At 72.1% G+C, this 22,184-nt stretch carries 14 protein-coding genes and 1 riboswitch; of the genes, 4 read left to right on the top strand and 10 right to left on the bottom strand.

Annotation, left to right across the window (positions count from 1 at the left end; all coding sequences use genetic code 11):
- Nucleotides 1-35: 35 nt before the first annotated feature.
- From ACA511_RS11475 to ACA511_RS11485, 3 genes are all read right to left on the bottom strand, one after another.
- The gene (locus ACA511_RS11475) at nucleotides 36-1,502 is read right to left on the bottom strand and encodes an RNA polymerase sigma factor (protein ID WP_375024104.1); all 1,467 of its coding nucleotides are present in this window, start codon (nucleotides 1,500-1,502) and stop codon (nucleotides 36-38) included.
- Nucleotides 1,503-1,727: 225 nt separating this feature from the next.
- On the bottom strand, nucleotides 1,728-3,248 hold the full coding sequence (locus tag ACA511_RS11480) for an RNA polymerase sigma factor (RefSeq protein ID WP_375024105.1): 1,521 nt from the start codon (nucleotides 3,246-3,248) through the stop codon (nucleotides 1,728-1,730).
- A gap of 281 nt (nucleotides 3,249-3,529) precedes the next feature.
- Entirely contained in the window at nucleotides 3,530-5,830 is a 2,301-nt protein-coding gene (locus ACA511_RS11485; protein ID WP_375024106.1) for a substrate-binding domain-containing protein, read from the bottom strand.
- Nucleotides 5,831-6,053: 223 nt separating this feature from the next.
- Between ACA511_RS11485 and ACA511_RS11490 the strand changes: the two genes are divergently transcribed.
- Nucleotides 6,054-6,872 (top strand): TrmH family RNA methyltransferase, encoded by an 819-nt coding sequence (locus ACA511_RS11490; RefSeq protein ID WP_375024107.1) that lies wholly within the window; start codon nucleotides 6,054-6,056, stop codon nucleotides 6,870-6,872.
- Nucleotides 6,873-7,363: 491 nt separating this feature from the next.
- Here the strand turns inward: ACA511_RS11490 and ACA511_RS11495 are convergent, their stop codons facing one another.
- The 4 genes from ACA511_RS11495 to ACA511_RS11510 all read right to left on the bottom strand — a co-directional run bounded on the left by ACA511_RS11495 (nucleotide 7,364) and on the right by ACA511_RS11510 (nucleotide 14,685).
- Complete coding sequence (locus ACA511_RS11495) at nucleotides 7,364-8,350, bottom strand: hypothetical protein (RefSeq protein ID WP_375024109.1); 987 nt, start codon at nucleotides 8,348-8,350, stop codon at nucleotides 7,364-7,366.
- A gap of 119 nt (nucleotides 8,351-8,469) precedes the next feature.
- A complete protein-coding gene (locus ACA511_RS11500; RefSeq protein ID WP_375024110.1) occupies nucleotides 8,470-8,838 on the bottom strand; it encodes a hypothetical protein in 369 nt (122 codons plus the stop codon).
- Nucleotides 8,835-13,409 carry an SseB family protein gene (locus tag ACA511_RS11505; RefSeq protein ID WP_375024111.1) on the bottom strand — a complete coding sequence of 1,525 codons (4,575 nt, stop codon included), beginning with the start codon at nucleotides 13,407-13,409 and terminating at the stop codon, nucleotides 8,835-8,837. The genes ACA511_RS11500 and ACA511_RS11505 overlap by 4 nt, the downstream gene beginning before the upstream one ends.
- A 100-nt stretch (nucleotides 13,410-13,509) precedes the next feature.
- Nucleotides 13,510-14,685, bottom strand: a complete 1,176-nt coding sequence (locus ACA511_RS11510; RefSeq protein WP_375024113.1) for an aminotransferase class V-fold PLP-dependent enzyme — start codon at nucleotides 14,683-14,685, stop codon at nucleotides 13,510-13,512.
- A gap of 122 nt (nucleotides 14,686-14,807) precedes the next feature.
- Nucleotides 14,808-14,924, bottom strand: a riboswitch (SAM riboswitch).
- A gap of 50 nt (nucleotides 14,925-14,974) precedes the next feature.
- Between ACA511_RS11510 and ACA511_RS11515 the strand changes: the two genes are divergently transcribed.
- Entirely contained in the window at nucleotides 14,975-15,346 is a 372-nt protein-coding gene (locus ACA511_RS11515; protein ID WP_375024114.1) for a hypothetical protein, read from the top strand.
- A 29-nt stretch (nucleotides 15,347-15,375) separates the two neighbouring features.
- Here the strand turns inward: ACA511_RS11515 and ACA511_RS11520 are convergent, their stop codons facing one another.
- The gene (locus ACA511_RS11520) at nucleotides 15,376-18,036 is read right to left on the bottom strand and encodes a transglycosylase domain-containing protein (RefSeq protein ID WP_375024115.1); all 2,661 of its coding nucleotides are present in this window, start codon (nucleotides 18,034-18,036) and stop codon (nucleotides 15,376-15,378) included.
- Nucleotides 18,037-18,302: 266 nt separating this feature from the next.
- Nucleotides 18,303-19,454: an FKBP-type peptidyl-prolyl cis-trans isomerase gene (locus ACA511_RS11525; RefSeq protein WP_375024116.1), complete on the bottom strand. Its 1,152-nt coding sequence runs from the start codon at nucleotides 19,452-19,454 to the stop codon at nucleotides 18,303-18,305.
- A gap of 214 nt (nucleotides 19,455-19,668) precedes the next feature.
- On the opposite strand from ACA511_RS11525, the gene ACA511_RS11530 reads away from it, so the two are divergent.
- Nucleotides 19,669-20,352, top strand: a complete 684-nt coding sequence (locus tag ACA511_RS11530; RefSeq protein ID WP_375024117.1) for an exodeoxyribonuclease III — start codon at nucleotides 19,669-19,671, stop codon at nucleotides 20,350-20,352.
- An 86-nt stretch (nucleotides 20,353-20,438) separates the two neighbouring features.
- Here the strand turns inward: ACA511_RS11530 and ACA511_RS11535 are convergent, their stop codons facing one another.
- Nucleotides 20,439-21,677 carry a helix-turn-helix domain-containing protein gene (locus ACA511_RS11535; RefSeq protein WP_375024118.1) on the bottom strand — a complete coding sequence of 413 codons (1,239 nt, stop codon included), beginning with the start codon at nucleotides 21,675-21,677 and terminating at the stop codon, nucleotides 20,439-20,441.
- A gap of 196 nt (nucleotides 21,678-21,873) precedes the next feature.
- Between ACA511_RS11535 and ACA511_RS11540 the strand changes: the two genes are divergently transcribed.
- Nucleotides 21,874-22,170: a hypothetical protein gene (locus ACA511_RS11540; protein WP_375024119.1), complete on the top strand. Its 297-nt coding sequence runs from the start codon at nucleotides 21,874-21,876 to the stop codon at nucleotides 22,168-22,170.
- Nucleotides 22,171-22,184 lie beyond the last annotated feature (14 nt).

Raw genomic sequence — 22,184 nt, forward strand, 5'->3', positions numbered from 1 at the left:
GGACGGACGCGCCGTCCGCCCGGCGGAAGGCGCGGTCAGCAGTAGGAGACCCGGGCGGAGCCGCCGGGCGAGACCGACACCGACCCGTTCTTGCGCCCCCAGCACACGACGTTCGTCCGGGACACGGTCACGCTCGCCGACTCGCCCGGCGACAGGTGGCCGCCTCCGCTCGCGCTCAGCTCGCCCGAAGTGCCCGACACGCGCCAGTCGACCGCACCGCCGACGGCGGTGACGCGGATGGTGCACGACTCGTCGTTGCCCATCCTGCACCCCTCGACGGACAGCCTGCCCGGCTTCGGCTCCGGAGCCCGCGTCGTCGGGGACGGGGCCCGGGTCGCCGGCGTCTTCGACGCGGTCGCGGTCGGCGAAGGCGACTTCGACGGCGACTTGGACTTGGACGGGGACGGGGAGGAGACCGTGGGGGACGGGCTGGACGGGGACGGCTCGGGCACGGCCGAGTCGCCCGGGGAGCCGCTGTCGCCCGGCACCGCCGGACCGGACGCCGAGGCGTTCGTCCCGCCGCTCCCGTCGTGCAGCCAGGACCAGGCGCCGACGCACATGACCACGATCCCGACGCCCACGGCGACGGCCCCGAGCAGCGGGCCGCGCCGCCGGGGCCCGCGGTCGCGGGCGCGCGGGGCGGTCGGCTGGTAGGGGAGCGGCCAGCCGTACTCGTCGAACGGCTCGGTCCAGGCCGCGATGGCGCGGCGGTTCCCGGCGCGGTCCTCGGCGGTGGCGGCGGTCAGCACGTCCAGCCGCAGGTCGGCGGGGATCGCCGCGATCGGCAGCACCGACAGCAGCCGGTCCGGCGGCAGCGGCGGCGTCTCCTGCACCTCGCACACCGGGCAGCTCGCCACATGCCGGACGAGCGACGTCGACGTCTGCGGGGTCAGCGGCCACGACTCGGTCAGCGCCGCGACGCTCGGGCAGTTCTTCCAGTGGTTCTGCGCGATGAGGGCCGCGCGCAGCGCGGCGGCGAGGTCCTCGCGGGCCTTCTGGACGAGCGCGAGCGTCTCCTCCAGCGGAATCCCGAAGACGCCGCACACGTCGACCTCGTCCAGCTCGTGCCGGACCGACAGGTCGATCGCCTCCCGCTGCCGGCCGTTCAGCGCGGCGAGCGCGCTGTGCGCGAGCAGCCGGCGCTCCTCGCGGCGGGCGAGCTGCTCGGGGGTCAGCGCGTCGTCGGCCTCCGGCGCCTCCTGCCCGACATGCCGGTTCGGGCTGTCGCGGCGCCGCATGCACTCCTTGCGGGCGATCGCGTAGAACCAGCCGCGCAGCCGGTCCGGCTCGGTGAGCCGGTCCACGTGCTCGCGGGCCGAGATGATGACGTTGCGGAGCGCGCCCGCCGCCTCCACCCGGTCACGGAGCAGCCCGTGGCAGTAGTCGTAGAGGAACGGCGCGTACGTGTCGTAGACCTCGGTGAGGGCGATGACGTCCCCGGCTCGCAGCGAGTCCGCCAGCCTCTGGTCGTCATTCCGCCCGGGCCCTGGCTCACCGGCCACGGGTGTCCTCCCAGTCGAGTTCGGTGGTGTTGTGAATCGTGCCCCCGGCGAGCCCCGACGCCTGTCGGTCGACTCTGGTTGCCTGATCTTGCCACCAAGTTGCTGGAATTTCTCCCGCATGGACGGATTCCGTGACTGATTCGGTACACCGTGTGGCCATCTGTCCTAGTCGTGGGCACCCGGTCACACGAAAGTGATCTATATCACAGGCGAGGTTCGGCGGCCTCAGCCGCCGTCGTCTCCACCCGGCCCGCCGCCCTCGGACGGGCAGGTCCAGGAGACGGTCGCGGCGCCGTTGGGGGAGAAGGAGACGGTCCCGGAACCGGACCCCTCGCAGGCCGGGGAGAGCGTCACCGTGGCACTGCCGGTCCGGCCGCTGGCGAGCGTGCCGCCCCCGCCGGCGCTGAGGGGCGCCGCGGCCGACGCCGACCAGGCGACCGTCCCGCCCACGGCGCGGACCTGGATCGAACAACTCTGCCCGGGGGTCAGGCTGCACCCGCCGCCCACGGAGAGCGTCCCCCTCGAAGGCTTCCTCGTGGTCGGGCGGGGGGCGGACGAGTGGGACGACGGCCTGCGCGACTGGGTGAGCGTCGGCGTCGGGGAGGTCGTGGTGGGGGTGGGCGTCGGGGTCTCGCTCTCCGTCGGCGTCGGCGAGTCAGACGGGTCCTCGGAGTCGGTCGGCGAGGACGGGTCGAGCACCGACTCCGTCGCGCCGCCCGAGGGGCCCTGCGCGCTCGTCCCCCCGGTGGGCGACCCCGACATCACGTAGAACGCGCTCGCCACGATCACGATGACCGCCGCGGCGGCGGCCAGCGCGGGCCACAGCGCACGCGGTCTGCGCCGTTCGGGCTTCTCCTGCGCGCCCGTCCGCTCGACGATGCAGGGCCAGCCCCACTCGTCGAGCGGCTCGGCGCGGTGCGCGATGTAGGACAGGTCGGGGGCCAGCGCGGCGTCGGTGGCGGTCGCCATGACGTGCCCGCGCAGATCGGTCGGGATCATCGCGACCGGCAGCACCTGGAGGAGCCGCGCCGCGGGCGCGGCCTGCTCGCGCCGCGGCCCGCACACCGCGCAGGACGCGATGTGCTGGACGACCCGGCGGACGACCGGCGGCGGCAGCGGACGGCCGCCGCCCCCGCCCTCGCCGGCGATCGCGGCGAGGTCCGGGCAGCCGCCGCCCGCGGTGCGGGCGAGGTGGGCGGCGGCGAGCGCGTCGTCGAGGCGGGCGTGCGCGGCGCCGGTCAGGTCCGCGGCCTCCTGCGCCTCCAGGCCGAGGACGCCGGCGACCTCGAAGGTGTCCAGGCCGTGCCGCAGCACGAGGTCGAGCGCCTCGCGCTCGCGCCCGCGCAGCGCCGACAGGGCGTGGTGGACGAGCCGCCGGGCCTCCTGCCGCCGGGCGAGCTCCGCCTCGTCCAGGAAGCCGTCCTCGACCTCGGGCGCCTCCTGCCGCTCGGCGGGACGGTCGCGGTCGCGCAGCCGCCGCATGCACTCGTTGCGGACCAGCGCGTACAGCCAGCCCCGGAACCGCTCGGGCTCCCGCAGGACGGACACGTGCGCGTAGGCGGAGATGAGCGCGTCGTGCAGCGCCCCGGCCGCCTGCTCCTGGTCGCGCAGCAGCGCGTGGCAGTAGTCGTACAGGCGGGCCGCGTAGCGATCCATGACCTGGATGAGCGCGCTCGGATCGCCGGCGGCCAGCGCCCGGGCCAGGCGCTCGTCGTCAGCGCGATCGAAACTGGGCCAACCGGACACGAGGGCCTCCCGCGGGCTGTGTTCGGATTCCTCGTCCGCATCGTGAGGGACGGGCTGGAAGATCCAAGAGGGGAGCGGTGCGCTCTCCCGGCGCCGGCGCCTTCTCGTCCGGCGGCCGCCTCCCCGTCACGGGCCGGGGGGAAAGCGGGTCGGAGGCCCGACGGCCCCGCTCCCCGTCGGGCCTCCACCAGTTGGACGATCGACTCCGGCGCCCGGTTGACAGCGAACGGCAGGAAAAATCCAGAACTACCTGACGCATCGGTAAGCTCACCGAGCGCTGATCACTGGATCCGGCGGGACAGCATCTTGAGGAAGATCTTGGAGATCTCCTGCGGGGTCTGGGCGACCTGGACGTTGCCGTTCGTGGCCGAGGCGATCTGCTCCAGCTCGTTGCGGTCCACGCCCTTGCCGAACCCGATCATGTTCACCTGGATCGGCTTGTTCGGGTCCTGCATGGCCTTCAGCTGCTTCAGGGTGTCCGGCAGGCTGGGGCCGCCGTCGTCGTCGTTCTTGCCGTCCGTCAGCAGCAGGATCGAGTTGCCGAACTCCGGCTTGTAGGTCTCGTTCATCTGCTTGTACGCGGCCAGCATCGTCCGGTACAGGCCCGTGTCGCCGTTCGGCTTCGGCTTCATCTGGTTGAGCGCCGACAGGACGAGGCCGCGCCGGGTGGTGGACCCGATCCGCTCGCCGAGCGGGCCGATCGGCACCGAGACCTTGTACGGCAGGTCGCCGTTCATCTTCGTCGAGAACAGCCACTGGCCGAGCTCGGTGTCGTTCGACATCATGCCGAGCCCGCCCTGCGACACCGCCGCGAGGGCCTGCAGCCGGTTGGTGTTCGGGCCGACCTTCTCCAGCATCGAGCCGGACACGTCCATCAGCGTCAGCATGCGCAGCCCGAGCGACAGCTTCGACCACGCCTGCATGATCTTCGCGACGTCCTGGCTCTTCGGCTGGGGCAGCTGCCGCGGCTTGGCCGGGCTGACCCCGGCCGACTCGCCGAAGCCCGCCGGCGCCTTGCTGTCCGGGGTGCGGAACCCCAGCTCGTGGACGTCCTTGTGGGTGGCCTCGCTGCTCAGCTCCTTCTCCAGCAGCCGCGCGGCCTGCTGCTTGCCGGAGTCCTTGCCGGTGACGGTGAACGGGTAGTCCATCGACAGCGTGCCCTCGATCGGGTACAGCGCCACCGCGGGCTCGCCCGGCTTCGTCTTGTTGTACTGGTAGAGGGCCTGCTCGGACGACAGCGAGATCGGCTTCTTGCCCGGCTGGCCCTTGCGGAACGCCGCGAACTCCGCCTCCGTCGAGGGGACGGTGCTCTCCCGCACCGTCCGGACGATGCCGGTGAAGATCGAGTCCCGGTTGGGGTCGTTCGCCAGCAGCATGCTCGTCACCATGAGCGAGCCCATGCCGGCCGCGTTCTTCATCGGGTCCGGCACGACCAGCCGCACCGAGCCCGCCGGGATCATCTGGTTCTTGGTCACCGCGCCGCCCGCGGTGCCGCCGGCGGCCTTGAGCAGGTTGTCCCAGGACGGGCTGGCGGTGATGCCCTGCTGCTTCAGCTGCGCGGCGAGCGACTGGGGCAGCCCGACGACGATCGGGCTCTTGGCGACCGACGTCTTGGTGGAGATGACGCCGCCCTTGTCACCGCCCTCGGCGGCGGCCTGCGCCAGCGAGATCCACAGGGACGAGTCGGGGATCCACACGTCCGGGCGCTCGTTGGACCCGCTCGCCACGGCCTGCCCGGACAGCAGCGTCGACACCGTCGACGGGTCGGCCTTCTTCACCGTCGCCTTGACGCACTTGCCGCCGACCTTGCTCTTGCCGTCGTTGAAGCGTCCGGCGGCCTTCTCCACGGCCGGCGCGATGTCCGGCGCCACCGCGACCGACAGGTTCATCGCGTCGTCGCCGGAGCAGCCGCCGCCGCTCTCGGCGAACGCGTAGACGCCGACGCCGAGCAGCAGCGCGAGGCCCACGGCCCCGGCCATCGGCCCGATCAGCGCGGTCGCGCTGCGCTTGCGCTTGCGGCGGCCGTACTCGTAGCCGCCGGAGCCGCTGTCGTAGCCGCCCGAACCGCCGCCGTAGCCGCCGGAACCGCCCGATCCACCGGAGCCGCCCGATCCGCTCGACCCGCCGGAGCCGCCGCCGAAGAAGCCGGACGGGCCGCCGTCGGAACTCCGGATCGCGTCGTACTCGCTGTACCCGGTCCCGGCGAGCGGCGAGGACTCGGACGGGGTGCCCTGCGGGGACGACGCCCGCGGCTCGCCCTGCGGATATCCGCCGGACCGCCCGAGGCCGTAACCGCCCGCGTCGGACGCGCCGCTGAACCCGCCGGAACCGTAGATCGGCTCCTCGGACGACGCCCGCGGCGTGAACCACTCCGGCGTCTCGCCCGATGCGCCGGGCGGGGCGCCCTGCGGCTGCGGCGCCCCCTGCGGCCCGCCGGGGGGCTGGGAGAGCGGCCGGCCCTGGCTTTCCCGCGAGCCGAACCAGTCGGACGACCCGTCGTTGGCCGGGCCGAAGACGGGCCTGGACGGGTCGTAGCCGCCGTCCATCCCCTCAGGGAAGTCATTGCGATGACGTCCGCTCATGGCCTGCCCTCGATTCACCAGAAACCCGCCGATGTTCCCCGGCACTGTAGTAGTACGAACCAGAGGTTACAAAGAACTCAAAACTGATAATGACGCAGGTCATCACCGTATGTCCCGACGAACCTGGCATTGACCCCTGCTGTCACGGACTGCGACGACGACGGTACGAACCGGCGCGGGACGTCCGTCCGGATCCGGCCGCCGCGGGCGGCAGACTGGGAGGATGGCCGACTTCACCGCCGTCTCGGACCCCGCCGACCCCCGCCTCTCCGACTACGTGCGGCTCCGCGACGTGAACCTCCGCAAGAGCCTGGAGGCCGAGCACGGCCTGTTCGTCGCCGAGGGCGAGAAGGTGATCCGCCGCGCCGTCGCCGCCGGCCACCCCGTCCGCTCCCTCCTCATGGCGCGCCGCTGGGCCGAACCGCTCGCCGACGTCCTGACCGGCCTCGACGCCCCCGTCTACGTCGCGGACGACGCCACCATGGAGTCGATCACCGGCTTCCCGGTGCACCGCGGCGCCCTGGCGTCCCTGGAACGCCTCCCGCTGCCCCCGCTCGGCGCCGTCCTCGCCGGCGCCCGCCGCCTCATCATCTGCGAGGACATCGTCGACCACACCAACATCGGCGCGATCTTCCGCTGCGCGGCCGCCCTCGGCGTGGACGCCGCCGTCCTCGCACCCCGCTGCGCCGACCCCCTCTACCGGCGGTCGGTCAAGGTGTCCATGGGCGCCGTGTTCGCCCTCCCGTACGCCCGCATGACCGACTGGCACAACGACCTCGCCCTGATCCGCGCCGCCGGCTTCCAGCTCCTCGCCCTCACCCCGTCCCCGGACGCGGAACCCATCGACGAGGTGGAGACGTCCGACCGCCGCGCCCTCCTCCTCGGCTCCGAAGGCGACGGCCTGTCGTCCCGCTGGCTGGACGAGGCCGACCACCGCGTCCGCATCCCCATGAACGAGACCGCCCTGTCCCGCGGCGTCGACTCCCTGAACGTCGTAGCCGCCGCCGCAATAGCCTGCTACACCCTCACCAGGGACATATAGGCAATTCGTAGACGAGAGACCGGACTGCGCCATTTCGTGACCCGTCGAGCCGGGATGAAAGCAGTCACCCGACCGTTCGCCCGAGTCTCCGGAACGAGGGGTTCCACGGCATGGTGCCCGGGAATCCGAGAGCGCGTCGCCGTGCCCGAAGCAACCGCCGATTCGCTTACTTAATGGAGCGCCCGTCGACACGCGCGAAGGCGATTTGCGTGCTGTCGGTGCCACGGCCCGTCAGCGGTGAGCCCGCCCGAATGGATGCTGCTCTGCTACGGCGCGAAGACCGTTCGCACCCATTCGGCCGTTGCCCGGACGTGCGCGGGGGCCGGTCATCCCGCCGATGTCATCGCGAAGCCGCCGGTAATCGCGGATCCGCTCCCGTGCGTTCGCGGAGAAGCGGCTGAGTGCCTCTTCCTTAGGCCGGTTTCTTCTGCCGAGATCCTTGAATGCGATACCCGCAGAATGGTCGGAAACCCCAAGGCATGCGGATCGGATCACTTGCCGAACATGCCGTGCCGGGGGCGGCGGTGGGTTCCCTTCGCGCGCTTCGCGGCTCCGGCCGGGACGTGGCGGCGTCCGAGACGCAATTGCGTGAGCAGCAGTGAGAAGGCGACCATCAGGGCGGCCAGCCAAGCGATCTGCGTGCTCGCCATCCGCTCGAAGGTCAGATCCTGCGCGACGGGGGTCTTGTTGCCCTGCAACCGGCTCTGCGGCGTCCCCGACCCGGGCACCGGACTCGGCGCGACCGACGGGCTGGGCGCCTGAATCGGCGGAAGCGCGACCTGCGGGTTGCCGGTGCCGAACGACGAGTTGGGCGACGGCGGCACATACCCGCCCGTCCCCGATCCGCTGGACGACGACCCGCCCCCGGAACTCGACCCGCTGCTCCCGCCGGAACCGCCGCTCCCGCTCGTCCCGGACGACTTGCTGGACGTGGGCGACGGCTTGGACGGCGCCCGCGACGTCGGCGGCTTCTTCGTCGGCGTCGGCGTCGGCGTAGGCGAGGGGGACTGCTCCGGCACGACGTACGTGATCTTCGCCGCGGGCGTCTCGTCATCCAGGCCGGTCGCGGTCACGGTCACCGTGACGGTCACCGTGACCGTCTTCTCCGTGGACTTGGGCACGGACACCGTCGACAGGACCTCCTTGGAATCTTCGTTCACGAAGTTCCCAAGAGCGCAATCCGACGTGCAGTCGCCCTCGATCGTCGCCTTGGCGGTCTCCGGGGTGGCCACGATGCGCTCGATCTTGATGCCGGACACATCGCCGTCCACGGCTTCGATGTGCGTCCGCAAGGTGACCTGGGCGCCGGGCTTGGACTCGGCCGTGGTCGGGCTGATGCTGACCTTGAGCGTGCCCGTGGTGACCGGTTCGGAGGGAGGGGGCGAGTCTGCGGCTGTGGCCGATGCGCCTCCGGCGGCCAGGATGGCCGCCGCGCCGAGACCGATGAACACCGGTTTGACCGCCGATCGGCAGATCACTGCCGCAGCACCTCCGTCGCGTCGCCGTTGAGCGCCCGTGCCCGATTTGTCCTACCCGAGGGATCGCCTCAAGAGTCCAGCGAACACGGATCTCCGGCCCAAATCAACCCCGTCCGGACTCAGATCAACTCCTCCCGGACGTCCTCCACTTCGGAGCCGGGAGCCCATGTCTGCCAGATGCCCTGGTCGATGCGGTCGAGCCCCAGATTCTCGGCGACCGGGGACCGTCCGCCCGTGTACTCGACGCGCAGCCAACTTTCATGCTCGCCCACGATGACGAACCGTTCGCCGCGCCACCGGCATGTCGTCCGGGCGTACCGGAGGTCCTCGATCTCGGACGCGGGGACGATCCGGCGGAACCGTCCGGGCCGCAGCTCCTCGAACCCGTCCGTCGGGTCGGGTGCGTACAGCCTGACCTCGCCGTCGGCGCCCGGCGCGGCCTCGAAGTCGCGTCCGAGCCAGCGTGCGACGTACCCGTCCCGGATCACTGCGCGGCCTCCGTCCGCTCGTCCCAGCCCTCGGGGCCCGCCTCGGGCCGGAGCCACGCGAGCCGGTCGGGGTCGTACATCGCCACGAACCGCTCGGTCCGGTCGCGGCCGAGGTAGTACATCTCCGCGCCGTAGGGGAGCCGGACGCTGTCCACCTTGTATTCGCGGATGGACCCGGCGCTCCCCGGCGCGAAACCGCCGCCCAGGAACGGCGGACGCTCGATGACCCAGCCGGCCTCGCCCCACTCGGCGAGTTCCGCCTCGTCCCGTCCGCCGAAGGGCACCCGGTACAGGTCGGGGCAGTAGGCGGGCCACCGGACGACGTACACGCCGTCGTCGGCGGGCGAGAACGGCGAGCCTTCGTACAGCAGGCCCAGCGCCTCGTACAGCTGGCCGGGCGTCTGCAGTTCGGCGACGTCACCGGTCGAGTGCACGAACCCGCCGACACGGTCGTAGCCCTGCTCCAGGTACCAGGCGACATGCCCGTGCGGGACGACCTTCTGCATGATGGTCGGGGACGAGACGCGGTCGTCCAGGTCGGACGGCAACTGCGCCGCCGCGGGCTCCGGCCGCGGCGGCGGCGGCGAGACCTCGGGCCGCGCCGGGACGAGCCCGACCCGCACCGCCCACTCGCTGAGCGCCCGCACCTGGTCGCCCTGCAGCGAGGCGCCGATGCGCGTCCCCGGGTTGAGCAGCATCGCCCAGTCCTCGCGGGGCCACGCGCCGATCAGCTCCCGGAAGTCCGCGTACACGAACCGCGACTCGGGCAGCACCTCGCGCAGCCGCACCAGCGACGTGAACACCTGCACGGCCGCCTCGCCGCGCAGCGCCGCGTCCCACCGGAACTCGCGCTGCACGGGCGTCGCCTCAAGCGGCGCGTCGTCCGGGATCGGCACGAGCACGTTGGCGTTCAGCAGCACCCGCAGGAACGCGTCCGAGTCGCCGCCCGACGCGGCCTCGTAGAGTTCCTGGTCGATCCGGTTCCCGGGCTCGAACGCGGGCTCGGGATCCTCGACGGCCCGCAACCCGCGCCCACCGGGCACGTCCGTGTCGGCGGCGCCCGGCGGCAGGTCGCCCGGACGGCGTCCCGCCTCTCCCGGCGCACCGGACACATCGAACTGAGCCGCTCCCCCCGCGGGGTCGCCGACCGCACGGGGCCCGCCGTACGCGCCTTCACCGTCGTGAGCAGCACCGACGCCGCCTTCGCCCGCAGTGTCGGACGCACGGGCATCGCCGAACGCCGCCTCACTGGAACGCGCCACAGGCCCACGTCCAGCGCCCGCGGGATCATCGGCCACTCCGGCGCTGCCGGGCACACTGGCCGGGCCTGCCGCGTCCGAAGGCCCTCCGAGCGGCGGACCGGCATGCTGACCGCGCTCGTCCCCCGGCACCATGCCGGGCCAGACGTCGCCCCCACCGGCCCCTCGGCCCTCGTCACCGGACACTTCGGACGTTCGCGGATCGCGATACGCCCCCTCACCGGCATAGGCGGGACCCTCATACCCCGCACCCGCCCCGCCGGCCACGCCAACGTGGTCCTGACCGGAAACACGAGTGTCGCCGTATGCGGCCTCGCCGGTACCGGCGGCAGCTTCCTGTCCCGCCCCCGCGCTCCCGGTCGCCCCGACCTGAGCTTCCCCGAAGGCAGCGGGACCGCTGTACGTCGCAGCGCCTGGACTTCCGGAAGGCTCTTGTCCCGTGTTCGCCGCGCCGGTTGTGCCGGTGCGGTGTTCTCCGGACGCGGGGGGACCGCCGTATGTAGCGCTGCCTGGGCTTCCGGAAGGCTCTTGTCCCGCGTTCACCCCGCCGGTCGCGCCGATGGGGTGTTCTCCGGACGCGGGGGAGCCGCCGTATGTTGCGCTGCTTGGGCTTCCGGGAGGCTCTTGCCCTGCGTTCGTCGCGCTGACTGCGCCGGGGTGGTGTGCGCCGGAGGCAGGGGGACCGCTGTAGGTCGCAGCGCCGGGGCTTCCGGGGGGCTCTTGTCCTGCGTTCGCCGCGCCGGTTGCGCCGGGGTGGTGTGCTCCGGAATCGCGGGTGTCGCCGTATGTCGCCTCGCCGGTGTCGGCGGGAGTCGCGTGTCCCGCGCCCGCCTCGGCGGTCGCGCCGGTGTGGGGTTCTCCGGACGCGGCGGAGTCGCCGTACGTTGCGGCGCCTGGGCTGGGGGCGGGCTCCGGTCCCGCGCCCGTCCCGGTGGCCGCGCCAGTGCGGGGTTCTCCGGGGGTCGCAGAGCCGCCGTACGTCGTTCCGCCGGCGTTGGCCGTCGGATCCTGCCCTGCGCCTGGTTCAGTCGGCGCTCCGATGCCCGGCAGGCCCGTGTTGCTTCGGACGCCTTCGCGTGAAGTGGCGGCGGGGTGATCGGCTGCGGTGCCGCCCGCCGGATCGGTCGCTTCGCCGGACGTGCGGGGATCGCGGTATGCCCCTCCACCCGCGAGCGCCCCGGGCTCGTACCCCGTGCTCGTCCCGGCAGATGCGTCCGCACCTGCGGGGCCGCCGGGCGATCCGGCGCTGCTCGGCGGGGTGGACGCGGCGATGCCTGAGATGTCTTCGTGCGGTGCAGGGGAGTGATGGCCGGGCACGACACCTGGGGCCGTGCCTCCGCCGGACAGGTCTGCGCCTGCGGTCTCGCCCGGCGCGCCGATGCCGCCCGGAACGCCATCCTGGGACGGGAACCCGTGCTTGCCTGGCCTCTCAGCTGCGGGGATGCGGGGCCCTTGAGGGTTGTGCCCGGCCGGCCCGCCAGGTGTTTCGGACGCGCGCGAGTCGCTGTAGGGCATTTCCCCGGCGGGCGCCGCAGGCGTGGTGCTGGGCGCGTCGGCCGCGCCTGCGCCGGACGCAGAAGGGGCCCGGTGCGCCCCCTCGCCAAGGCCGGGCGGGAACCCCTGCTCGGCGCTCGGCCCGGTGGCCGGGTCCGCGTTCGGCGTGGCGGGTGCGCCGAGGCTGGCCGGCGGGGTGGGCGTGGGCGGGGTGCCCGGCAGGGGTTCGTGCGGTGCGCCGTGGCCGGGTTCGTCCCCGAGGCCGCCGGGCGCGATGCCGGACGGGTCGGGAGCGCGGTGCGCGCCCTCGCCGATGGCGGACGCGGGCTGCCCCGCGTTCGGACCGCCGCCGGAAGGGGCGCTGTTCGTGGGTGCGCCCAGCGCGCCGGCGGAGAGCGGGTCGGCGTGGGGCGCGTGCCCGCCTTCCGGCGGGACGGCCGGGACGGCCGGGACGGCCGGAGCGACCGGGACGTCCGGGGTCTCCGGGGGCGGAGGCGTGGCCGCCGACGGCGGGGTCGCCGGGCCGCGCAGGGTGCGGATCTGGTCGCCCGGCATGGCGGCGTCGATCGGGGTGCCCGGGTTCAGGACGAGCGTCCAGCCGGTGTCGGGCCAGGCGGCGACCATCTCGTGGAGGCTCGGCATGATGAAGCGGGACGAGCCGATCGCCTCGTTCATCCATTTCAGGGACGTGAAGACCTGGATGGACGTCCGGCCGTGGACGGGGACGGGACGCCACGGGAAGTCGGCGTCGCCGGGGACGATGCCCCACGGGGTGTCCGCGTCGGCCGGCACCAGGACCTGGGCGCCGAGGAGGATCTTGTAGAAGGCGTCGGTGTCGCGGCGGCGGGCGGCGTCGAAGAGGCGCTGCTCGATGTCGTTCTGCGGTTCGAAGTGCTCCGTCATGCGCTGGGCGGCGCGCTGGTCGGCCCAGGTGGCGAGGCCGGGGAGCTGCTGGGCGAGGACGGTGCCGCCCGCGGGTGAGCCCGAGTTGATGGCGAGCAGCCAGTCAGGGTTCGGCCAGTAGCGCAGGGTGACGGTGAACGGCAGCTTGATGTACTCGGCGCCCGTGCCGGCGGCTTCGTGCAGGCGCTCGGCGGAGGTGAAGACCGGCACGACCGTGGAGCCGTCGACCTCGCGGGTCTGCCACGGGAAGCCGGGCCGCCCGGGACGCAGCGTGAAGTCCGTGTCGTCCGGGACGGGCAGCAGGACGTCGGTGCCCGCGAGCGTCTGCAGGAACAGGTCGTGGTCGTTGTTCGCCGCGGCCCGCAGCAGTTCGCGCTCGACGTCGTTGGCGGGCTGGAACTCGGGGCGGGGCGCCTGCCGGGGCAGGTCGCGGTGCTGGTCGCGGAGCTCCTCCCAGGGCGCGGGCGCGCGGCCGACCTGCGGCGGGCGGCCGTCGCCCTCGGCGACCTGGCGGACGAACCAGGCCGGCATCCGCGCCTCGATGGGCAGGACGGTGCCGACGCCGTGGGCGGGCGCGTCGATGGCGAGCCACCAGCGGGCGTCCGGCCAGGTCTCGGCGATGTCGCCGAACCGGACCGTCATGAAGTGCTGGTAGGCCGGCCCCAGGCAGGCGCGCATCGCCGACGCCGAGGTGTAGGCCAGCACGTGGACGCGGCCGTCCTCCTCCTGGGTCGGCCATGACGGCTGCGCCTCGTTGGCGAGGACGCCGTCCACCAGTTCGGGCGGGACGGGGACGACGAGTTCGCTGTCCGCGAGCAGGCGGAAGTAGCTCTCCTGGTCCCCGGCCCGTACGGTCTCCTGCAGTCGGTGTTCCAGCTCCGACGTGGGTCGCCACGCGTCGGCCACGGTCGCCACCCCCTGTTTCTCCGTGCTCGTCCCCACGCGACTGCCTACGCTACATGGGCGAACAGGACCAAAGAGCATAATCACCTGACCGCCCGCCGGTGTTCGCAGGTCAGCGCCCTGTCAGCCCGGCGAGGGCGGTGAGCAGCCGGTCGACGTCCCCCTCGCTCGTCCCGATGCCCAGGCTCGCGCGGACCGCGGTGTCCCCGCCCGCCAGATGCCGGACGAAGGGGTGAGCGCAGAACCTCCCGTCCCGGACGCCGATGCCGTGCTCCTCCGACAGGGTAAGCGCCACGTCCCGCGCGTTCCAGCCGTCCACGGTGAACGACACGATCCCGACGCGCGGCGCCCCGCCGTCCCACAACGACAGGTCCCGGACGTGCGGGAGCGCGGCGAGCCCCGTCCGGAGCCGCCGGACGAGGGCCTCCTCCCGGGCGGCCACGTCCGCCCAGGAGGGGGAGAGCGCCTCGCACGCGGCGGCGAGCGCGACGGCGCCGAGGACGTTCGGCGAGCCCGCCTCGTGCCGCTGCTCGGCGGACGCCGCCCACCGGGTCGTCGCGCCGACCGACGCGCTGGCGCCGCCGCCCTTCAGGTAGGGCTCGGCGGCGCGCAGCCAGTCGGCGCGTCCGGCGAGCACGCCGGCGCCGAACGGCGCGTACAGCTTGTGCCCGGAGAACGCGACGTAGTCGAGGCCGAGCGCGGTCATGTCGAGCGGGCGGTGCGGGACGAGCTGCGCCGCGTCCACCGCGATGCGGGCGCCGTTGCGGTGCGCGACCCGCGCCAGTTCCCCGATGGGCCACAGCTCGCCGGTGACGTTGGACGCGGCGGTGACGACGAGCAGCCGCGGCCCGATCGGGCAGGAGCGCAGTGCCCGGTCGGCGGCGGAGACGGCCTCGGCCGGGGTGGCGGGCGCGGGGAGCCGCACGGCGCGCCTCCACGGCAGCAGCGAGGCGTGGTGCTCGGTCTCGAACACGACGACGCTCGTCCCGGCGGGGACGGCGTGCGCCAGCAGGTTCATGGAGTCGGTGGTGTTGCGCGTGAACACGACCGCCGCGCGCCGCCAGGCCCCGATGAACGAGCGGACGGTCGCGCGTGCGTCCTCGTACGCGCCGGTCGTGACCTGGGACGCGTAGCCCGCCCCGCGGTGGACGCTGCTGTAGTACGGCAGCGCGCGGGTGACGGCCTCCTGCACCGCCTCCAGGCAGGGCGCGCTGGCGGCGTAGTCGAAGTTGGCGTAGGGGACGTGGCCGCCGTCCCGCAGCGGCACCGGGACACCCGCCCCGATCACGCGCGGAAACGGGCGAACCCGGCCCCCTTCGGGACGCGTCACAGCAGGCGTGATGGGAGAGTGGGCGAGCAGCGTGGGCATACCGGGACCTTCCGGGCCAGGGACCCCGGAACGTCGGTCGGGGTCCGCGCTTGCCGGAACGCGGTGCCGCGTCCGGCCAGGTCCTCACCCGGGGCACCCCATCGCGGACGAAGGGTTGCCGGCCAGCAAGCCGGGGCTTGACGCTGGCGCTCATGACCTAGTGCGGAATTATATGCGGGTCCGGTCGGGGATCAAGTGGGAGGGTGCGATGCGGTACGGGGTGGTTCGGGCGCTGGCCGGGGGCATGGCGGTGCTCGGCGCGCTCGGCGGATGCGGGGTGCTGGGCGGCAACTCCGGCGCGGTGTGCGCCGACACGAAGAAGGCGTTCCAGCAGTACATCACGCAGGTCAGGAGCATCCCGGCGGCCGAGCCCGCGCAGTGGCGGCAGGCGACCGAGCAGCTCGGAGGACGGATGGACGGGCTGGGCAGGAAGGCCGACGACGAGGCGCTGAAGAAGGCGCTGCGGGCGGAGGCGGAGAAGCTGCGCGCCGCCGCCCGCGCCGTCGGCACCGGAGACGTCTCCCAGCTCAACGCCGTGATGAAGGAGACGCCGGCCAGGATCGGCAAGGTCTGCGACTGACGGCTCCCGGGCGCCCGGCCCGGGGTCCCTCAGTCGGTGGAGGCTGAGCGTCCGCCGCCGTCGCCCCCGCCGTCTCCGCCCCCGCCGCCGCCTCCGCCGCCTCCATCGTCTCCGCCGCCGCCTCCGCCGTCGTCACCGCCGCCTCCGCCGCCGGGCTGCGTCGGGATGATGGTCGGCAGGTCGGTCGGCGGCGTCGGGATGTCGGGCTCCTCCGTGGTCGGCGGCGGCTCGGCCGGCCCGTCCGTGCGCGGCGGCTCCGTCTGCCCCGGCATGGTCGGCCGCGCCGGCCCGCCGTACCCGCCGCCCGGCCGCATCGACGGCGACCCGAACGACTTGGGGTCGTAGTCCTTGATGTTGACGGCGTCCGTCATGTAGCTGCGCCAGATCTGCGCGGGCAGCTGCCCGCCGTACGCGCCGTAACCGGGGATGTTCAGCGGCTTGCCGTCGCTGCGGAACATCGCGACCGACGTCGCCATCTGCGGGATGAACCCGTTGAACCAGATCGCCTTGCCCTCATCGGTCGTGCCCGTCTTGCCGGCGACGTCGCGGCCGTCGGGAAGCTGCGCGTTGGTCCCGGTGCCGCCCTCGACGACCTTCTCCATCGCGTACGTCGCGTCCCGCGCGTTCTGCGCGCTGAGCGCCCGCTTGCCCTTCTCGGTGAACGTGCGCTTGTGGTCCTCGTTGTCGGTGACGGACTTCACCACGAACGGCGTCCGGTGCACGCCCTCCGACGCGAACGTCGAGTACACGCCCGCCTGCTGGACGGGATGCAGCGACACGATGCCGAGCGGCAGCGTCGCGGCGCTCCGCTGGCCCTTGGTGATCTGCCCCTCGGGGATGCCCATCTTCTCGGCCATCTTGAGGATCTTCTCGTTGCCGATGTCCTGGCCGAGGTTGACGTAGGCGGTGTTGATCGAGCGCTGGGTCGCGGTGACGAGGTTCACCGTCCCGAAGTTCTCGTTGCTGTCGTTGTGGATGGACGACCCGGCGAACGTCTGCGGCGAGCTGCCGTCATAGGTCGAGCCGAGCGACCGCCCGTCGTCCAGCGCGGCGGCGAGCGCGATCGGCTTGAACCCGGAACCGGCCTGCGCCCAGTCGCCGAAGGCGCTGCTCAGCGCCTCGTCCAGGTAGCCGCGGCCGCCGTAGAAGGCGAGCACCTGCCCGGTGGACGGGTCGACCGACACCGCCCCGGTGCGGATCTTCTTGCTCATCCCGTCCGGGGCGTTCCGCGTGACGGCGAGCTTCATCGCGTCCATCAGCCGCTTGTCGAACGTCGTGGTGATCTTCAACCCGCTGCGGTTGATCTCGTCCTCGCTGTAGCCGCGGCGCTCGGTGAGCTCCTTCTTGGCCACATTGACCATGTAGCCCTTCTGGCCTCTGAGGACGTCGGTGATCTTCTGCTTCGCCGGCGCGGGGAACTCCAGCGCGGCGGCGTCGGCGGACGTCAGGTAGCCGTCCCGCGCCATGTTGCCGAGGACGGCGCGCCACCGCTGCTCGGCCCCGGCGCGCTGGTCGCCGGTCGGGTCGGAGAAGTTGCTCGGCTGCTGGATCGCCGCCGCGAGGTAGGCGCCCTCGGCGGGCGTCAGCTCCGAGACGTCCTTGTCGTAGTAGGCGTGCGCGGCGGCCTGCACCCCGTAGGCGTTGCGCCCGAAGTAGATCGTGTTGAGGTACTGCTCCAGGATCCAGTCCTTGGACTTCTCCCGGTCGACCTTCAGCGCGACCATGACCTCCTTGAGCTTGCGGGTGACCGAGCGCTCCTTGCCGATGCCGCCGTAGTAGTTGCGGACCATCTGCTGCGTGATCGTGGACCCGCCCTGCAGTTGCTGCCCGGTCACGGTCGACCAGAACGCCCGCGTCGTGCCCTGCACCGAGACGCCCGGGTCGTCGTAGAAGCTGCCGTTCTCCGCCGCGATGACCGCGTTGCGGGTGCTCTCCGGGATCCGGTCGAGCTTGACCGCGTCCCGGTTGATGCCGGTCTTCGCGATCTGCGTCTTGCCGTCGGAGTAGTAGAACGTGGGGCCCTGCGCGATCGCCTTCTCCTGCGGGGACGGCACCGGGGTGAACAGGTAGGCGAGGCCGAACGCGGCGATGCAGAACCCGATGAACCCGAGCAGCACGAACAGCGTCCGGCGCAGGAGCCGCGACCGGCGGCTCCGCGGCTTCTTGCCGCCGCTCCCGCCGCCTCCGCCGCGCCCGCCGTCGCTTCCGGGCGGCGTAGGTCCTCCGTGCTTGGACGAGGCGGCGGGCATGGTCTTGGTATCACCCGTGTCCGGCGCTTCAACACCCTCGGACGCCGGTTCCTGAGCGAGATCGTCCGGGGCGTCCGCGAGATCGTCCGGTTCGTCCTTGGACGTTTCGGGGTCGCCTGATTCGCCCGCATCCTTGGCGGACTCTGGCGATTCGCGACCCTTGTCGCCGTTCTGTGATGTGGCTTCCGCGTCCCGGAATTCGGCGTCGTCCCCGGCGGGATCCCCGGTGCCCTCGGCGGCTTCTCCGGTGCGCTCGGCGGCTTCTCCGGCGTCCTGGGCGGCTTCTTCCGCGCCCTGGGCGGTCTCTCCGGTCTCCTCGGTCAGCGTGCCGGTGACCGGGCCGTCCGTGCCGGGCGGCGACTCCGCCTCGGTGTCGCGCCGGCCCACCTCGGCGGACCCGGCGGGCGTGTCGCCCTCCGGGACCTTTTCGCTGTCGCTCACAAGCCCCCCGTGATTAATGCGTTACCGACGATACCTGAGGGGATCCGTGCGCCGACCGCCCAATGCGCAACCGCATGGCCTCCCAATAGGAGGACGGGCAATCCGTCCCGCCGGTTGTCGTGGCGGACGTCGCAATACCGGTTCTTCCCGGGAACGCCGAGCGGCGGGGCCCCGATCGGAACCCCGCCGCTCCCGCGCCGTCCTCGGACGGCGCCGTCCTCAGGCGATTCAGGCGGTGCCGCCCGCGCGGCCGTGCCGCGCCGGGCTCACTTCTGGATCTTGGCGAGGATGTCCACCACGAAGACCAGGGTGTCGGTGCCCTTGATCTTGGGCGGGCTGCCCTCCTTGCCGTAGCCCTCCGCGGGCGGCAGGACGAGCATGACGCGGCTGCCGACCTTCGCGCCGGTGAGGCCCTTGTCGAAGCCGGGGATGGTCGCCCCGGTGCCGATCGGGAAGTTCGCGACCTGCTTGTTGTCCCAGCTGGAGTCGAACTTGTCGCCGCTCTTCCAGACCTTGCCGACGTAGTTCACGATGGCGTCGTCGCCCTTGGCGAGCGCCGGGCCGGTCCCCTCGACGAGGGTAGCGACCTGCAGCTTGCCCGGCGCGTCCGCGTCCGGAATCGTGATCTTGGGCTCCTTGGCGCCCTTGTCCTCGACCTTGGGCAGGTTCTTGTCGTCCGGCTTCTTGGCGGTGCCCTGCGGCTGCGGGTCCTTCGGGACGACGGCCTGGATGTCCATGATGAACACCACCGCGTCCTTGTCGGTGATCTGCTGCGGGCTCAGCTGGCTGAGGTCCTTGGACGGCGGGAGCTGCAGGACGACCCGGCTGCCGACGGTCTTGCCGACGAGGTTCTTGTCGATCTCCTTCAGCCCGCTGCTGCCGATGGGGAGCGGACGCGGCCCGCTCGGCTGCTGGGACTGCTGCTCCCAGGTGGAGCTGACCTTCTCGCTCGTGCTCTTGACGCGCGAGTTCTCGTCGTCCTTGTCCTTGGCCCACTTGTAGGTGACGAACGAGACGTAGGCGGTGTCGCCGCTGGCGATCGCCCGTCCGGTCCCCTTGATCGGGGTGGTCACCTTCAGCGACGTGGCCGGCGCGAGCTTGGTGGGGATCTCCACCTTCGGCTCGGACGCGAACTTGCCCGTCACCTCCAGCGCGGGCCCGGGGCGCGTGACCCACCACGCGACGCCGCCGGAGACCGCCAGCGCGGCCACCACGATCCCGGCGATCATCATCAGCCGGCGCTTGCGCGCCTGCTTGGCGGTCAGCGCGGACGGGGCGGACGGCCGGTTCAGCCCGCTGCCGCGCCCGGCGCTGATGCCGTGCGGGGTGAACTCGGGGCTGCGGATGCTCTGGGCGTTCGGGATCTTCGCCTTCGCCTTGACCACCGGCTTGCCCCGGGGCTTTTCATCCTCGGACATGGTTCCTCACTTGCTCCGGGCTAGACGACATCACGAACGTGACCACCCTTCCAGGGCCGGGCTAAGCACAGCGTGAAAACCGTGTAAAGGAGGCCGGACCGCAATCTACCGGTCACGCGCGGATCGCGGTGCCCGTCCGGGCGGGGGACGGAAAGCAGTCAGGATATCCCCGGGGCCGGGGTGAGTGGAGCCCCTCGGATGGCAGGCTGGGGGAATGCGCCTCGCGACGTGGAACGTCAACTCGGTGAAGGCCCGGCTTCCGCGCCTCCTCTCCTGGCTGGACGAGACGAAGCCGGACGTCGTCTGCCTGCAGGAGACCAAGTGCCGCGCCGACAGGTTCCCGGCCGGAGACGTCGCCGAACTCGGCTACGAGACCGCCGCGCACGGCGACGGCCGGTGGAACGGTGTCGCGGTTCTTTCACGGGTCGGCATTGAGGACGTCTCCAACGGCTTCCCGGGCGAGCCCGTATACGAGGGCGAGACCGACGCCGAGGGGGCCGGGGGCGAGGGCGTCCAGGCCAAGCTCAGCGAGCCGGTCCTGCTGGCGCCGGAGGCGCGCGCGATCGGCGCCACTTGCGGCGGTATAAGGGTCTGGTCGCTCTACGCGCCGAACGGCCGCACCCCGGAGTCGGCCCACTACCGCTACAAGCTCGAATGGTTCGCGGCCCTGCGCGACGCGCTCGCCGCCGAACTGTCCCCGGAGACTCCGTTGATGGCGACCGGCGACTACAACGTGGCCCCCACCGACGACGACGTCTGGGACCCGTCGGTCTTCGCCGGCTCCACCCACGTCACGCCCGCCGAACGCCGAGCCCTGGCCGAACTGCGCGACATCGGCCTCCACGACGTCGTCCCCACCCCCATGAAGGGCCCACATCCCTACACCTACTGGGACTAGAAGGTACCTTGATGCACCTTTAAGCCACAAGACGAAAGCCCCCGGCCGATTGGCGCGGGGGCTTTGACGTCCTGTTCTTCCTGGACTCAAGCCGCGTACGTGTCGAGTACCTCACGTACCTCGGGGATGTCTCGGTACGGCTCAAGCTTGGTCAGGACGATGCGGCCTCGCCGGGCCGTCCGGTCGCTGGCGAAGTCGGACGAGAGGTCGAGCATCCGTCGCGCCGCCATGGCGGCCTCCTCCGGCTCGTTGGCGTCCACGAGGGCGACAGCCAGCCACGAGAGGTAGAGAGCCAACTCACGAGTGTGCGTCGAGTCGTACCGGCTGAGCACCTCTTGCAGAAGCGGGACGGCGCGCAGCGGCTTACGAAGCTCGGTGTAGACGCGGGCGTCCATCACGTCGAGTTCCTCGGGAGAGACCCAGTAAGCCCAGTCGGGGGACTCCTGCGAGTCCTCGTCGGTCATGGCTTCGTGGGCCTCGGCGAGTGCGCGCATCGCTGGTTGGACGTCGCCCGCCTTGGTGCGTGCCCATGCGACTCGGTCAAGGAAGAGCGCGCGGGCCTTGGCGGGCGCGTCCGTGCCTGCCTCCTCTAGGGCAGCCTGGGCGAGGCTTAGCCCGTCGTCCTCGTGGCCGGTGTTGGAAAGCTGGTAGGCGAGGCTTCCGGCGAGGTTGCCCACGAGGGCGAGATCTCCCGCTTCTCGCGCGGCAGAGACTCCGAGCCGGTATGCACGCGCGGCCTGGTCGTGCTCGCCCGCGTCGCTGGCGATCCATCCGGCGATCTGGGCTATCTCTCCGATGCTGCTGAGGAGCGAGCGGCCGGTCTCCTCGGAATGCGTCGTCTCTCGGTAGAGCCGGACGGCTCCGTCCAACTCCCTGAGCGCTGGGACGAGTAGATCGCCACCGGCGATAACGTCGTCTGCCAGCCGTAAGCCGTGCGCCCGGTCGGTAAGGGCGGCGGCGGTGGTCGCTCCGACTCGGCGTCCCGCACTGCTCGCCAAAGGCCCGAGCCCAACATCGTGGTCGGGCAGGAAATAGGCGAGTGCCTCGGCCGGACTACGCGGCCCGGTGCCGATGTCCTCGCCTCGTGCATGGGCCGCCCCGCGCTCAAGGGTGTCGAGTGGAACGCTCAGGGCCGTCGCAAGCGCGGGTAGCCATACGTCGGGAACGCGGTCGCCTCGCTCCCATCGGCTGATCTCGTGGCGCGTCACTGAGGCGGTTCCGGAGATCCGACACAACGTCTCCGCTAGCTGCCGCTGGCTCTTTCGTGCGTCCCGGCGCAACTGTGCGAGGTACGCCCCGAACCTCTTCCGCTTTGCATTGCTCACGCTGGCCCCTCCCTCCTCCAAGTCTGGCCCCTCCCCGGCCCCCTGGCTGGTGCCTTTGCGAGATCCGACGAGAAAGACAAGCTCAAAGCCATAGAACGTGCGGCAAACGTCGCCGTCAACCTAGATCGGCAGAAATCGATCTCGACGGCGCTGCGGATGCTTCGTTCTGTCCCCGCACTCGACAGAAGGACGGCTCATGACAACGGAAACATCGGAGATTACGGAGGCGCGCCGGTTGCGCGTCTGGGCGCTGGCGCAGGCGCTCAAGTCGCACGGGTACGCGGTGGAGGTGGCCGAGTCCGATCCGCTGCTGTCGGTACCGGCGGCGTTCGGGTCGCCGGTGGTGGTGCGGTGTGATCAGCGAGCGGTCTGCGGTGGTGAACTGTGGTTCGCCTTCCCCGGTGGCGGTGCGATCGCTGCGGCCGACGACGCGCACATGGCGGATGTGGTCGTGGCGGTTAAGGGCAAGCTCGCCGCGCAGGCCGATGGGTAGGTCGCCCTCGTCCG

The sequence above is a fragment of the Actinomadura sp. GTD37 genome (assembly GCF_041951365.1).
Classification (GTDB): domain Bacteria; phylum Actinomycetota; class Actinomycetes; order Streptosporangiales; family Streptosporangiaceae; genus Spirillospora.